11 protein-coding genes are annotated in these 14,845 nt (G+C 42.0%); 9 read left to right on the forward strand and 2 right to left on the reverse strand.

Annotation, left to right across the window (positions count from 1 at the left end; genetic code table 11):
* The first annotated feature begins 12 nt into the window (after positions 1 to 12).
* Together IV512_RS08745 and IV512_RS08750 are read left to right on the forward strand one after the other, a co-directional pair.
* Positions 13 to 303 carry an AlpA family transcriptional regulator gene (locus IV512_RS08745; protein WP_209402460.1) on the forward strand — a complete coding sequence of 97 codons (291 nt, stop codon included), beginning with the start codon at positions 13 to 15 and terminating at the stop codon, positions 301 to 303.
* A 16-nt stretch (positions 304 to 319) separates the two neighbouring features.
* Complete coding sequence (locus tag IV512_RS08750) at positions 320 to 772, forward strand: helix-turn-helix domain-containing protein (RefSeq protein ID WP_209402462.1); 453 nt, start codon at positions 320 to 322, stop codon at positions 770 to 772.
* Positions 773 to 831: 59 nt separating this feature from the next.
* Here IV512_RS08750 and IV512_RS08755 read toward each other — a convergent pair whose 3' ends face one another.
* On the reverse strand, positions 832 to 1,350 hold the full coding sequence (locus IV512_RS08755; protein WP_209402464.1) for a hypothetical protein: 519 nt from the start codon (positions 1,348 to 1,350) through the stop codon (positions 832 to 834).
* A gap of 356 nt (positions 1,351 to 1,706) precedes the next feature.
* On the opposite strand from IV512_RS08755, the gene IV512_RS19880 reads away from it, so the two are divergent.
* The 4 genes from IV512_RS19880 (at position 1,707) to IV512_RS08775 (ending at position 8,836) form a co-directional block, all read left to right on the forward strand.
* Positions 1,707 to 2,285 (forward strand): BfmA/BtgA family mobilization protein, encoded by a 579-nt coding sequence (locus tag IV512_RS19880; RefSeq protein ID WP_245224705.1) that lies wholly within the window; start codon positions 1,707 to 1,709, stop codon positions 2,283 to 2,285.
* A gap of 582 nt (positions 2,286 to 2,867) precedes the next feature.
* Positions 2,868 to 3,785, forward strand: coding sequence for a dihydrodipicolinate synthase family protein (locus IV512_RS08765; RefSeq protein WP_209402466.1), 918 nt, complete (start codon positions 2,868 to 2,870; stop codon positions 3,783 to 3,785).
* A gap of 172 nt (positions 3,786 to 3,957) precedes the next feature.
* Positions 3,958 to 7,320: a TonB-dependent receptor gene (locus tag IV512_RS08770; protein ID WP_209402468.1), complete on the forward strand. Its 3,363-nt coding sequence runs from the start codon at positions 3,958 to 3,960 to the stop codon at positions 7,318 to 7,320.
* A gap of 10 nt (positions 7,321 to 7,330) precedes the next feature.
* A complete protein-coding gene (locus tag IV512_RS08775) occupies positions 7,331 to 8,836 on the forward strand; it encodes a RagB/SusD family nutrient uptake outer membrane protein (protein WP_209402471.1) in 1,506 nt (501 codons plus the stop codon).
* Positions 8,837 to 8,898: 62 nt separating this feature from the next.
* Here the strand turns inward: IV512_RS08775 and IV512_RS08780 are convergent, their stop codons facing one another.
* Complete coding sequence (locus tag IV512_RS08780) at positions 8,899 to 9,630, reverse strand: FadR/GntR family transcriptional regulator (RefSeq protein WP_209402473.1); 732 nt, start codon at positions 9,628 to 9,630, stop codon at positions 8,899 to 8,901.
* 186 nt (positions 9,631 to 9,816) lie between these two features.
* Between IV512_RS08780 and IV512_RS08785 the strand changes: the two genes are divergently transcribed.
* From IV512_RS08785 to IV512_RS08795, 3 genes are all read left to right on the forward strand, one after another.
* Positions 9,817 to 10,977: an AGE family epimerase/isomerase gene (locus IV512_RS08785; RefSeq protein WP_209402475.1), complete on the forward strand. Its 1,161-nt coding sequence runs from the start codon at positions 9,817 to 9,819 to the stop codon at positions 10,975 to 10,977.
* 11 nt (positions 10,978 to 10,988) lie between these two features.
* The gene (locus tag IV512_RS08790; RefSeq protein ID WP_209402477.1) at positions 10,989 to 12,110 is read left to right on the forward strand and encodes an exo-alpha-sialidase; all 1,122 of its coding nucleotides are present in this window, start codon (positions 10,989 to 10,991) and stop codon (positions 12,108 to 12,110) included.
* A gap of 95 nt (positions 12,111 to 12,205) precedes the next feature.
* On the forward strand, positions 12,206 to 14,809 hold the full coding sequence (locus IV512_RS08795; RefSeq protein WP_209402479.1) for a sodium/solute symporter: 2,604 nt from the start codon (positions 12,206 to 12,208) through the stop codon (positions 14,807 to 14,809).
* Positions 14,810 to 14,845: the final 36 nt, after the last annotated feature.

Here is a 14,845-nt window from a genome sequence, read left to right on the forward strand (position 1 = left end):
AAAGGAAATACCATGGAAGAAAACGAAAACGTGGTGGGGCTGCTCTCGGAGATCAGGGGACTGCTCGGCCACCACAAAAAAGTAATGAACGTGGACGATCTTGCCGCCTACACCGGGCTTTCAAAGAGCAAGATCTACAAACTAACGCACCTGAAGCTCATCCCCATGGGGAACAATCCCCATATCCGCCAGAAATTCTTCGACAAGGACACCATCGATGCCTGGCTGTTGGGGGAACCCGACCTTTCCGACGAGACCCTGGAACACAGGTTCAACGAGCAGCTGATGAAGAACCGGAGGTAATCCGAAGTTCATTGGTATGAAACCAACGGAAAGAAATTTTCAGGGCATCTGGATACCGAGATCGATCTATCTGAACACGCAGGTGAACTGGCATGCTAAGATCCTGTTTTTGGAGATACACAGCTTTACCGAGAAAGGAAAGGAATGTTATATGTCCAATAAATACATCGCCTCCTTTCTCCAAATTTCCGAACGACAGGTCACCCGATACATTTCCCTGTTAAAGTCCGTGGGCTGGATAGCCGAGACATCGTTCAACGGAAGAAGGCGCTACCTGAAAAGCCTGTTACGGTTCGAACCCCAAACTGTCGACCCTGCCCCGACAAGGGTTTCAGGGCAGCCTGGACATAAATGTCGGGGCAGCACCGACAAAAGTGTCGAGTATACTAAACAAGTGATAAAAAAAGGAAAAAAACAATTTACATTTTTAAAAGAAGAAAAAGAAAATAGGAATCCAATATTGGAGTAATCGATATGGAAAAGAGATGGTCAAAACAGTTTCGGGAAAAACGAAGGGACCCAAAACCGCTATGTGCCCCTGCGCTTTTTAAAAAAGTTTTTTTCAGGGCGGCACAGGAATATTACGCGCGTAGCGATCTCGATTTCGAAGTGGACGGCGGCAACAAAAATTTCCTCGGGCATTTTTGCAGGTACTGGAACCGGGATCCCGAATTCGAGGTACTGGAAAATATCTCGCTCAGAAAGGGACTGTTCGTTTTCGGTTCGTACGGGACCGGAAAGACCTCGAGCTTTAGGATCGTCCAGAACATGTCCCAAGAGTACGGGTTCAAGGAACTGTGGTTTCCCTCCATTAGTGCCCAGGAAGTAGTTGATAAATATAATTCCGCAAAGAACAAGGACGATATCATCCGATACTATTCCAAGGGCACGTTCCTGTTCGATGACCTCGGGAGCGAAACGGTCGGGAACAATGTATACCAGTACGGAAAGGAGGAAATATTCGTACGGATTCTGCTCGACCGCTATCGGAATTTCGAAAGCCTTGGGACAAAAACACATATCACGACCAATCTGGATTTTTCCCAAATAGAGCATCGGTACGGAAGACAGATCTCGGATCGGTTCGTTAGGATGTTCAACCGTCTAAGATTGGATGGCCCGAGCCGGAGGAAATAGCCAGCGAAAGGGAAAACGAAAAATTTCGGGCATTCATTTGCCAGGACGTTCCAAAAGAAAGAAAACTAAGGGGAATAGCAAGAGGGCAACACGCTGGCGCGGTGTTGCTGTAGATACTCGAATTTTAATATACTTGTAATCAATAAATTACAGTGTTTTCTAAATGAAAGTTGCGGTGATTCTAAGCCGAATTTGCGTCAAATGGCCTTGAAACCCCTGTAAACAGGCGAAAATTTTAGTCAAATTAGAAATTAAACAAAAGGACTTTGGACACATTTCGAACCATTCGGGTAAAAATTGAAACGGCGACCAAGTTTCGGAAGTTTTCCAGAAAGTTTTTTAAAACCCATTCTGAGGCGCTTCAAACGATGCTGGATTTCTTTTTCTATAACGAGATTTCGCCCAAGGAGTCCTTTGGTCCCACGGGCAGGACCTTGGGCAACCTGATCAAGAAAAGGTTCAACGCGATGGCGGCCATGATGAAGGAGATGGAAACGCATGGGGTGCTTCCGACCAAGGCCATGATGGAACTTTTGTTCGAACACTCGCCCCGAAAGAAACGGGGGCAAGCTCCCTTGCCCATGGAGCGCCGAAAAGCCGATCCGGAAAAGGATATATTCTTTAAAAAGGTAGAAGAGGCCATTGCCATTGAAAAGGAAAATACCTACCTAAAACGCGACCTAAGGCAAAAAAAAGTGGAGTTCATCGCCCTGTTAGACAAGGTGCAATTGGTAAAAAGAAGTTTCGGGAAGCCCAGATTACAATTGGACATGGCCCCTGAAGATCTTGAAAAACTTAAAATTAAGTTGGAAAAGGAACTTGATAGGGATAGCATAATTGAATGATTCCGAAAACCGGATCCAGTCCCTGCGGAAGTTGAAAGATTCAGAGGTTTTTCAACCTCCTCGGAACCGCTGATAAAAGCATGGAGCGTAGAAGAAACGCCCCATGCCTTTATCTTTTCCAACGCTGGCCATGTACGCTCAACAAAAAATGAACGCCTGCAAAATCAAATTAAGCAGGTTGCGCCCTATGGAATTTTTGCTTGACGCTTATCTGCCGGAACACTACAAAAATTCCACAGGATCCAGGCGCAAAGTTCAAGGGTAAGATTTGGAATCGAAAAAGTTGAAAATTTAATAAAAATAATCTTTTAACCCATTAGTTCAATAGTGTTAAAATGAAGGTATAACTTAATATTCATTTATAAGGGAGGCCAATATAACGTTCGTTTTAAGAGGCCCAATAAGAATACAGGTCTATAGCAACAGATTTTCTTTGAACAAAATCTCATAGAATTTCATTTGATCTGATTTTACACTATAATGGAATGTTATAGTTTTGGATGCATTGATGAAATTCTGATTGGAAATATTTATTGGAAAGAATTAAATCATATATTTGCATATGTAATACATAATACATTTATGAAAAACTTAATAGCTGCCACCTACGCTCCAATGCACACTGATGGTGCTCTAAATCTGGATATTATCCCTGCCTACGGCGCATTTTTAAAGTCCAATAAAGTCACCGGAGCCTTTGTGAACGGCTCCACCGGGGATTTTGTTTCATTAAGCACGGAAGAGCGCAAACAGCTCATAGAAGCTTGGGGCAAAAGCAGACCTGAAAATTTCTTTATCACAAACCATGTGGGACATACCAACTTGCGGGAAGCCAGGGATTTGGCGGCACATTCGGAAAACTTGGCGGATGCCATTTGCGCCCTCCCTCCGTCCTATTTTAAACCGAAAACTTTAGAAAGCCTGTTGTACTATTGCAGTGAAATAGCGAAGAGTGCACCCAGCATACCCTTTTACTATTACCATATCCCCGTATTAACGGGGGTTGATTTACCAATGATCGATTTTTTGGAAATGGCCTCTAGGTCCATTCCAAACTTTAGGGGAATTAAATATTCCCAATACAACCCGACCGATTTTACCAAATGTCTGAATTTTGACCAAGGTTCGCATAACATTCTTTTCGGTGTAGACGAGATGTTGGTAAAAAGTTTACCGCTTGGCGCTACAGGGTGGGTAGGAAGCACCTATAATCATTTAGCCTCACTCTATTACGAAATCATTTCGCTGTTTAATATGGGTAAGGAGGATGAGGCAAAATTGCTTCAAGCCAAAGCGGTGTTTTTCGTAGAAACCCTTGATAATATAGGAGGTTTCAATGGAGCCGGAAAAAGTTTTATGAGACTCTTTGGGCTTGATATGGGTCCGAGTAGATATCCACATAATACCCTGACCGATCAACAGTTGAATACTGCAATACAAGCCCTAGATCAAAAGGGAGTCCTGTCCTACTTCGGTCCACAATTTACTCCTAAAGCTTAATCAAAACTATTAAACTCCCCCAAGGAAGGTCAAACTTTTTAATCTCCTGTGACTAGAAATACATTAAAAATGTTAAAAAAGAATGTTTTTAATTGCATTATGTATAACATAATACTTTTTATAGTACCTTGTCCCCGATTACAGAATTATTATTAACTCAAACCAATAGGATATGAAATTATCTGAAAAATATTATGAGGTTGGAAAACATCGGTCGATTGGATGGCCTTGTTTTAACCTTGAACCTGCAGCACGTTTGCTCATTTTAACTTTCCTAATTTGCCTTTCTAGCCAAGGTGTCTTTGCACAAGCACAAGAAATAAATGGTACCGTTATGGACGCCGAGGGAGTCCCATTGCCTGGAGCAAGCATCGTTATCAAAAGCACGACCACCGGCACACAAACCGATTTCGATGGCAATTTCACCATCAATGCCAATGTCGGAGATGTATTGGTGTTCAGTTATTTGGGGTTTAATTCGCAAGAAGTGCCTGTTTCCAATAATTCCAGTTACCAGATTGAGCTGGTAGAAAACACTGCAATGCTCGATGAAGTAGTCGTGACAGGTTATGGCAGCCAAACTAGAGCCACTTTGACCACTTCGGTATCGAAACTTGATACCAGAATTCTGGAAACCTCCACTAGGTCCAATGCCGCAACAGCCCTTCAAGGCACCATCGCAGGTTTAAGGGTGACGAACACCACCGGGCAGCCTGGAGCTACACCCCAGATTGTACTACGTGGTGGGACCAATTTTGATGGTACAGGCTCTCCTTTGATATTAATCGATGGTATTCCAGGTTCGTTTTACGCCTTGAATTCCGATGACATCGAGTCAATTGAGGTATTAAAGGATGCCGCCGCAACCGCTATCTATGGCGCAAGATCGGCCAATGGAGTTATTTTGGTGACCACCAAAACGGGTAAAGTCGGAAAATCTTCAATCAACTACAGGTATAAATATAGTATGAACGAGGAACGAAATGACCAAAAGTATCTTCGTGCACCAGATTTTCTGAATTACAATAGACAAGGCCACGCTTATGCAGAACAGGTTATGGATAACCCCAATTTTATCCGTCAGTTTATAAATGGGGACAATTCTTTTGGAATAGGCGGCAACACTACGAATTCCCCCTTCACCACACAATTGCTCACTCCTAGTAATCGATACTTATTAAATCAACCGGGGTGGGGTACTATTCCGGATATTTTGAATCCAAGTCAAGTGATCCTCTTTTTTGACAACAGAACCGTTGAAGACCGGATATATCAAGACAGTGAAACAAAGGATCACTACCTCTCTTTTGATGGAGGCAACGAAAAAGGCACTTACTATTTAGGCCTGGGGCTTTTGGACAATGAAGGCTTAATTCTTGGTTCGGGCTTTAAACGCTATTCAGGTAAGTTTACGGGTTCTTATAAGGTTACCGACAAACTAAAGGTAAACTCTAATATTTTATATTCTCATTCCAACCTAAGCTTAAGTCCTTTGGGCGGGGATGACACGGTGTTTAGAAGGTTTCAAGGTCAAGCACCTACTTCAAGGGATTATGACAATAACCCCGATGGCACGTGGTCTGAGGTATATGCCGTTGGGCAGAATCAAGGTTTTGGCAACCCATTGTATTATCAAGACAAATTTATAAGAAAAAACTTAGAGCAGCGCCTATCGGCTTCCGTGGGCATTGACTGGAATATACTAGATAACTTGATATTTTCGGTAGATGGCAGTCATTTCACAATCAATAATCACAATGAAAGCTTTAATAAGGCCTATAGGGTAGGAAGTACCACTGGTCCTCTACGCACCGCGCGTGAGGCCTCAGTAGGCTTAGATAGAACGTTAAGAAATCAATTGACGGGTACTTTAAATTATATTAAAAGTGTTGGCAATCATAATTTTAACGCGCTGATCGGTGCTGAATATTTTAAGGATAACTTCTTTATGACTGCCGCAGGCACAAGGAATTCGCCAACCGATTTGATCCAAACGCTGAATGCCGGAGCAGAAGCCGATGGTATTCCTTTTAGTTTTGAAACAGAGTACGTTATTACCTCTGCTTTTGGTAGATTGTTATATGATTATGACAACCGGTTTTTATTGGGTTTTACCTTTAGAAATGATGGTTCTTCTAGATTAGGAAATAATAAGACCGACTTTTTCCCTGGTGCATCCTTCGGTTGGAACGTCCACAATGAAGCATTTTTCCGCAATTCATCAATCAACAAGGTTATCAGTAAGTTGAAGCCAAGATTAAGTTACGGTGTCAATGGAAATCAAGATGTATTAGGGGGCACCCAAACGATAGGCGGATTCGATGTACCTATCAATTATAGGGTCTTTGGAGCTTACGGAAGCCAAGGTGTATACAACGGGCAAACCGGTTATGCCAATTCGATACTTCCGACATTGGACCTTCAATGGGAAAAGTCCACTACTTTTAATGTTGGTTTGGATATCTCGTTCTTTAATGACAGGCTTACGTTTATCACTGATGTCTACTCAAGGGATATAAAGGATAAACTCGCGGACCTAACACTGCCCTTTTATACCGGATTTAGCAGTATATTAACAAATAATGGAACCATTAGAAACAAAGGATTCGAACTTCAGGTAAACGGTGATATAATCAGAAATGAAAATATAACCTGGAATGTAGGCGCCACTTTTACTTCCAATAAAAATTATGTACTGAAACTTCCTGAAAACGACAATGATTTAAACAGACAGAACGGGACTTTGATTTGGAACCCAAACACAGGTCAAGAAGAATGGGTCGGTGGTTTTCAAGAAGGACAGCGATCAGGCAATGATCTTATAGTAGCTTTTGAACAAGACGGTATTTATGCCAGTCAGGCCGAGGCTGATGCAGATAATTCCATTACCGATGAATTTATGCCTGCGGCAAGCCGTAATCAGCGTTGGGCCGGTGATGTCAAATGGGTGGACCAAAATAATGATGGTGTTATCAATGGCCTTGATAGAAAAGTGATAGGGCGTACGACACCAGATTTCATTGGAGGTTTAACGACCAACTTAAACTATAAAAACTTCAGCTTATTTGTTAAAACGGATTTTGCCACCGGACACTTGGTGTGGAACCATATTAGGGCCAAAGGCTACGGTCAGACACAGGGTAATTTAAATCAGCCCATAGAAGTATTGGATTCTTGGACTCCCACCAATGCAAATACGGACTGGCCTCGTATGGTTTTTGTCAATGCGGCGAAAAATGTATGGAGAGGCAATGAAGGCAATGACTTTAGAGATTCCAATAGCTTACAAAACGCTGGCAACAGTCAATTTTGGGAAAAAGGGGATTATTTGGCCCTAAGGGAAATCACCCTGAATTATAATGTACCCGCTGAATATTTTAATGAGGTGATCAAAAACCTGAACATTTATGTAACAGGTACAAATTTGCACTACTTCAAAAGCATGTCCGGTGATACCCCGGAAATCGGTGGCGTACAATATGGGGCATTCCCCGTTCCTAGAACGTTTACAATCGGACTTAACGTAACATTTTAAATTTTAAAAAATGAAAAAGTATATATATTTAGTACTGGCCGCAATTACTTTTATCGCTTGCGAGAGCGAGCTTGAGCTGTCTAGTCCCAGTGAATTGACGACAGAAGGTTTCTGGGATACGGAAGAAGGAGTACGGACCGCACATACAGGCTTATATGCCAACTTACGATCATCTGCCGAGGATCTTTGGTTATTGGGTGAAATGAGAAGTGACATCTGGGGCGGAAGAACCTATGAATCGGCTTTCAATATTGACCTGATCGAATCCAATATTTCCGTGGCAACCGCGCCATTTGGGGGTTGGGCAGGGCTATATACCAGAATTCATCGGGTTAACGATTTCTTGAAAAATACGCCCCAGGTGACCTTTGTCAATGAGGATGATAAAGACCACTTATTGGCACAAGCCTACGGCTTAAGGGCATTATATTATTATACCTTATTGAAAACATGGGGAGATGTGCCTATAATTTTAGAACCTATTGGCACTATTGACCCCAACAATTTAAGCAAGCCACGTTCATCGCAACAAGAGGTCATGGATTTGATAAAATCGGACATAGAGGCTTCTTTAGGGGGGTTTGGATCCGATGACAGCTTTTGGGAAGGAAATAGAAATTTTTGGTCAAAGGCCGCGACATTGGCCCTGAAGGGTGACGTTTATATTTGGTCTGGCAATTTGCTTGGCGGTGGCGCAAGCGATTTTACTGTGGCCAAAGCTGCCTTACAACAAATTGGATTGCTAGGGGTAAGTTTGGCCGGTAATATCTCCGATTTATGGGGCGTTGACAATGAAGGGAATACAGAATTCATTTTTGCGATACAATATAAGCAAGACGAAGCCTCTAACTTCTACAATAATTTAACTGGTAGAAGTACGGAAATTAATCCTCAATATGACGATAAGGGCAATTCAATGAACGATTTTGTGATTGCCGGAGCCAACAGATATGGACAGTCTGAAGAAACCATATTCTTGTTGGATGATAATGAAGACAATCGAAAGGATGCTACTTTTATCAGATTGTATATCGATGATAATGGCGGTATAGGATACCCGACATATGTAGAGCCAGCATATTTCGGCTCTGTATTCAACAAGTTCTTAGGTCAGGTTATTGGCACTGAGAGAATCTTTGAAAACGATGTGCCTGTCTATAGATTTGCAGATGTGTTGTTGCTGTTGGCCGAAGCTAAAAATCTATTGGGTGAAGATCCCTCTGGAGAAATAAACCAAATTAGGGCAAGAGCTTATGGAGCTAACTTTGTGGCTGCCATTCACGGCTATACCAATGGTTCGCAAATAGAAAACACCAACGCCATTCTAGACGAACGTTATAAAGAATTTATTGGCGAGGGAAAAAGATGGTGGGATTTGAGAAGAGCCGGGGACAATTATGTAATCGAGAACATCGATTTCCTAAATCCCGGTGATGAATTTAAGCTGTTATTGCCCATTACTACGGATATGATCGGCAGAAACCCATTGTTGGAACAGACGCCCGGTTATGAATAAAGAGTAGTTGTTTGAGTTTGTTGATTAACGAAAAAGGTTCTGGTTATACATCAGGGCCTTTTTTACTTACTATTGCTCTTAAAGGCGTGATCGAAATGAGGCTCTAAATGCCTTCGCATCGCATTACGAAAAGTTTCGGGCGTACCTACTTTTAGGTTTTCAAACAACATGCGATGCGAAATGAACTTACCGCCTGAAAAATGATAACCGTCGAGATCGGTGTTTTTGGTTTCTTTCAAATACACATAGTCAAAAACGGGTAGCAATAGGTTCTGAAATTTTTGCAAGGTACTGTTGTTCGACATTTGGTATAGCTTTCCATGAAAAGCTATCTCCTTGTCCAACGTAAAACGAATTTTACCGGTATCCGTGGCCTCCTCGGCCGCTACTATTTCCTCTAGCTCGTCCATATCTTTTTGTGTTCTGTTCTCAAAAAGAAAATCGGCCATGCCCATTTCAAGTATCAGCCGCAATTCGAACAGCTGCTTCAGGGTGTCTTCGCCTAACAGCGTAGGGTCCATTATCCGTTCGAAATTATTGATGATATCCGGCTGCTTTAATATCATCCCCCGGTGTTTCTTCGATTCCACTAATCCCAGGGTCCTTAGGCGAAGTAATGCTTCACGAACCACCGTTCTACTAACCCCCAACGATTCTGCAAAGTCCAACTCCTTGGGAATAGCATCACCAGGTTTTAAATTATTTTCCTTAAAAAAGGCCAATAAACGTACCTCCACCTTATCCACAAGAGATCCGGTATCCACGGGCTTCATATTCTTTAATTGCTTCGTCATTGGTGTCATGGATTATGCCAGCAATTATTGCTAGTGCAGATTCAAAAATTAGGTTGATAATTCGGTAAAAATAGGGATTGTTATTTTCTTTTATCTAGGCTTATTGCCATTTATACATATATTCCCTTTATACATTACGAAGTTAAGGAAAATTTACCTAGCTTTGTATTATGTTATACATATAAAATGAAGTTTAGCCAATTATACCTAGAAACATTGTTGAATGACATACTCCCCTTTTGGGAGAGATGTTCCTTGGATACTCAATATGGAGGATATTTCAACTGTTTAGACCGACATGGAAAGGTCTACGACACCGACAAGTTCATCTGGCTCCAGGCCAGACAAGTTTGGATGTTCTCCAAATTGTACAATCAGGTCGAGCAGCGGCCTACATGGTTAAAAATCGCCAGATCAGGGGCCGATTTTCTTAGGAAGAACGGAATGGACGCTAATGGGAATTTCTATTTTTCCCTGACCAGAGAAGGTAAACCTTTGGTGCAACCCTATAATATTTTCTCTGATTGTTTTGCGGCTATGGCCTTTAGTGAATACGGCAAGGCTTCAGAAGATGAAGAGTTCAAGTTGCTGGCTAAAAATACATACTTCAACATTTTAAAAAGGAAGGACATTCCTAAAGGGATTTATGAAAAAAGTACCGGAGTAAGAAAACTCAAAAGTTTTGCATTGCCCATGATCCTCTCCAACTTGGTATTGGAGCTAGAGCATGTTCTAAAGACCGAAGAAGTCAAAAAAACTATCGATATAAGTGTGCACGAGGTTATGGAGATCTTTCTCCAAAAAGATTCCGGACTCATCTATGAAAATGTGCAGTTGAATGGTTCGCTGCATGATAGTTTTGAAGGGAGGCTTCTCAATCCCGGTCACGGCATTGAAGCCATGTGGTTCATGATCGATATCGGAGTACGCAGGAATAATCTTGCTCTGATCCAAAAAGCCACGGATACCATAATAAACATTCTGGAACATAGTTGGGACAACGAGTTTGGCGGTATTTTCTATTTTATGGATGCAAAGGGCCATCCAACGCAGCAACTGGAATGGGACCAAAAATTATGGTGGGTGCATTTGGAAACCCTGGTAGCCTTGGCCAAGGCTTACGAACATACCAAAAACGCAAAAATATGGGAATGGTACCAAAGAGTACACGACTATACCTGGACTCGTTTTCCGGATCCTGAAAATGGGGAATGGTTTGGGTATCTCAACCGACAAGGGCAACCTTTATTGACCTTAAAGGGCGGGAAATGGAAAGGCTGTTTCCATGTTCCAAGAGCGATGTATCAATGCTATAGATCCTTTGAAAAAATCGAAACTGAACAATAAAATCCAAAAAAATGAAAAAACAAGCACTATATATCCTATTTGTTCTTACCGCCTTTTCCTTAAAGGCCCAAGACAAAACACCTGCAATGGCCGAAGGATTAAAAACACATCAGGATCTATTTAATACCTCTATGAATGATTCGGTTTCATGCTATCGTATACCCGCGCTCATTACGGCGCCCAACGGAGACCTTATTGCCGCTATTGATGAAAGGATACCTTCGTGTAACGACCTTAGGGGCAGTGACGACATCAACATCGTTATTCGCCGAAGCAGCAATAATGGAAAGACTTGGGGACCGATAGAGACAGTAATGGATTTTCCATTGGGTAAGTCAGCTTCGGATCCTTCTATGATCGTTGATGAAATGACCAAAGAGATTTTCTTGTTCTACAATTTCATGAACTTAAATACCGAAAAAGACATCTATTATTTACATGTCATGAAAAGTTCCGATAATGGAAAAACATGGAGCGAACCGGAAGATATTACTTCGCAAATTGCCAAACCGGAATGGCATAAAGATTTTAAATTTATTACATCTGGCAGGGGAATTCAAACTAGGTCCGGAAAACTATTGCACACTATGGTCAACCTAAATAGTGGACTTCATTTGTTCGGGAGTGACGATCATGGCAAAACCTGGTATTTTCTAAATACTCCCATTCAACCAGCCGATGAATCAAAGGTTATTGAACTTGCAGATGGCACCTTAATGATCAATGCCCGTGTCAATAAAAAAGGAATGCGTTATGTGCATACTTCAAAGGATGATGGAAAGACATGGCGAACCAAACCGGCACCAGAATTAATAGACCCAGGTTGCAATGCAAGTATTGTGCGTTATACCTCGATAGAAGATGGCTACAAAAAAAACCGACTCTTGTTTTCCAATGCTAAAAGCAAACAAGGCCGTACGAATTTGACGGTTCGGGTAAGCTATGACGAGGGGCAAACTTGGACGGACGGCAAAACCATTTATGAAGGTCCATCTGCCTATTCTTCACTAACCGTCTTGAAAAATGGGGATATCGGCGTGTTTTTTGAAAAAGACGAGTACACCAAAAATGTGTATGCCCAATTTTCTTTAGAATGGTTGACGGATAAAAAGGACAAATACAAAAAACCCTAAAAAAAGAAATTGTAATTACCGATACTATTTTAGCTTATGACATAAAGAATTTACATTGATGTTTTATATTCAAAAAGAGCGGGACACCAACATACATGGATAGCACGAGAATTTTAGCAGTAATAGCGGCATTTTGTTTGTTCGTTTCCGCGAGTATCGGACAAGAAATGCCCAAACTGGGCATTACCGAACTGCCCGACCTACCGACTAAAGAAATAGGTAGCCCATCATTAGGGTTCGCCGGCATGATGGGGGGAGCTAATGGCGATGTCGTTATAGCAGCGGGGGGTGCTAATTTTCCTGATGGCCTGCCTTGGCAAGGGGGCAAAAAAGTCTACAGTAATCATATTTACATTCTGAAAGAAGGCCAATGGCAACTGTCGGACCAGAAGTTACCGACGCCATTGGCATATGGCGCTTCCTTGACCCTTCCTGAGGGCGTTTTGATTATGGGTGGGGAAAACGAAACGTCGACCTCCGACAAAGTGTATTTATTGCGTTACAATGTCTCAACCAATACTATTAAGATTAAGGAATATCCTCCCCTACCCGAACCTTTGGCGTATTCCGCAGCGGTCATCGAAAAAGATTTCGCCTATGTTGTAGGCGGGAAGAGTTCGGAAAAAAGTGTTAATTCATTTTACAGGCTGTCCCTATCACAGCAATTGAAATGGGAAAAATTGGACGACTTTCCCGGTGCTGCGCGAGCGTTACATACCACAGCGATTCAGGAAACCAAGGATTCAAGAAAACTTTTCGTAATTGGAGGACGTAATCAAATGGCCGGAAAAAAGTCGGAGCCTTTGACCGACTACCTTTCCTATGATCTAAGAGAAGGCATTTGGAAAAACGAAGGGGAGCTAATGATCAATGGTAAGCCGAGGGTCTTGATGGGCGCTTCGGCTGAAACTATGGGTTCGATGCACTTGATGGTTTATGGGGGGTCGGATGAAGTACTTTTCAACATGCTCGAAGACATTGCCCTTCAAATTGGAAGGGAACAAAACGATTCCATTGTAGCAAAGCTGATTGAAAAAAGAGATACAATTCTAAACACCCATCCCGGCTTTTCGAAAGATATTTTGGCATATAACGCCATTACTAAAAAGTGGTTTGTTTATGAAACTTTGGCCAATAAAATCCCGGTCACTGCACTATCCTTTAAAAAGGATACAGATTTTATGATCATCTCCGGAGAAGTTTCTCCAGGAATTCGAACACCAAAAGTATGGGAATTTAGAATTGCGGAAGCCGTTGAACCATTTGGCGCCATCAACTATACAGTTTTAGCACTCTATCTCTTGATTTCCCTCTGTATTGGAATCTATTTTATGCGCAAACAAAAATCAACTGAAGACTATTTCATTGGAGGTGGCCGTATTCCGTGGTGGGCTTCGGGGCTCAGCGTGTTTGGCACCCTATTGAGCGCCATAACCTTCATGGCGATTCCGGCCAAGGCCTTTATTACGGATTGGTCATTTTTCTTTTTGAACATAACCGCCATTCTGATAACGCCATTGATCGCTTTTATCTTCATTCCTTTTTTCAATAAACTCCAGATTCGTACGGCTTACGAATACCTGGAGGAGCGCTTCAATTATCTAGCGCGCGCCTTTGGCAGTCTGTCTTTTATTTTATTTCAGCTTGGACGAATAGGTATCGTGTTGCTGCTACCTTCTTTGGCCATCTCCATAGTTACGGGAATTCCAGTGGAAACCAGTATTCTGATCATGGGGGTACTGTGTATTCTCTATACCACATTTGGAGGTATAGAGGCGGTCATTTGGACGGATGTCATGCAGGTGCTCGTGCTTTTAGGGGGTAGTATTCTAGCGGTCGTTTGGATCATGTTGCACACCGAAACTTCGCTCGGTGATATGATCTCCTACGCCCAAGAAAGAGATAAGTTCAATATAATGAATATGGATTTTGATTTTACCGAATCCACATTTTGGGTGGTCTTTATCGGCGGGCTCGCTTCCGCCATGGTTACGCAAGGTACTGATCAAACCATTGTTCAGCGTTTTTTGACCAGTTCGAGCGTAAAGAATTCACAAAAAACCCTCTATACCAATGCGGTGTTGACCCTTCCGGCAACAATCATCTTTTTTGGTCTAGGAACCCTGTTGTTTATTTTCTATTCGGAAATGCCCGAGGCATTATCTCCAGCAATTTCAAATAATGATTCTATTTTCCCCTGGTATATTGTTAGGGAATTGCCCGTTGGGGTTTCCGGTTTATTGGTAGCTGGAATTTTTTCAGCGGCTATGTCGAGCATCAGTAGTAGTCTGAATTCTGTATCAACTGCCTATTGCAACGATTTTCATCAACATTTCAAGCCAATGACCGCGGATAGGGAATTATTGAAAATTGCGAGAATCGCGACTGTTCTTACTGGAATACTTGGAGTGCTATTGGCATTATGGATGGCGAATTCAAATATTAAATCCCTTTGGGATGAATTCTATAAATTTCTTGGATTGTTTACCGGGGGATTGGGCGGCATGTTCTTGCTAGGTATGTTGACCAAAAAAGCTAACGCAACAGGCACCTTGTTAGGTCTAGTGGTCAGTGCATTGTTGATATGGTACATCAGCGTTTTTACTGAAATCAACTTTTTGATGTACGCATTCTTCGGGGTAGCCTCATGTTTCATCTTCGGATATCTTTTCAGTTTAATTTTCAAGGATAAAAAATGACCCATGGGGATTTCTTCGGAGGTATTTTTTTTCTTT

It is taken from the genome of Pseudozobellia sp. WGM2, from assembly GCF_017810075.1.
Lineage (GTDB): Bacteria > Bacteroidota > Bacteroidia > Flavobacteriales > Flavobacteriaceae > JADNYK01.

Bases quoted from the DNA above. Each gene is read 5' to 3' on its own strand.
- IV512_RS08745 (WP_209402460.1), top strand. From the start codon at position 13: ATGGAAGAAAACGAAAACGTGGTGGGGCTGCTCTCGGAGATCAGGGGA.
- IV512_RS08750 (WP_209402462.1), top strand. From the start codon at position 320: ATGAAACCAACGGAAAGAAATTTTCAGGGCATCTGGATACCGAGATCG.
- IV512_RS08765 (WP_209402466.1), top strand. From the start codon at position 2,868: ATGAAAAACTTAATAGCTGCCACCTACGCTCCAATGCACACTGATGGT.
- IV512_RS08770 (WP_209402468.1), top strand. From the start codon at position 3,958: ATGAAATTATCTGAAAAATATTATGAGGTTGGAAAACATCGGTCGATT.
- IV512_RS08775 (WP_209402471.1), top strand. From the start codon at position 7,331: ATGAAAAAGTATATATATTTAGTACTGGCCGCAATTACTTTTATCGCT.
- IV512_RS08780 (WP_209402473.1), bottom strand. From the start codon at position 9,630: ATGACGAAGCAATTAAAGAATATGAAGCCCGTGGATACCGGATCTCTT.
- IV512_RS08785 (WP_209402475.1), top strand. From the start codon at position 9,817: ATGAAGTTTAGCCAATTATACCTAGAAACATTGTTGAATGACATACTC.
- IV512_RS08790 (WP_209402477.1), top strand. From the start codon at position 10,989: ATGAAAAAACAAGCACTATATATCCTATTTGTTCTTACCGCCTTTTCC.
- IV512_RS08795 (WP_209402479.1), top strand. From the start codon at position 12,206: ATGGATAGCACGAGAATTTTAGCAGTAATAGCGGCATTTTGTTTGTTC.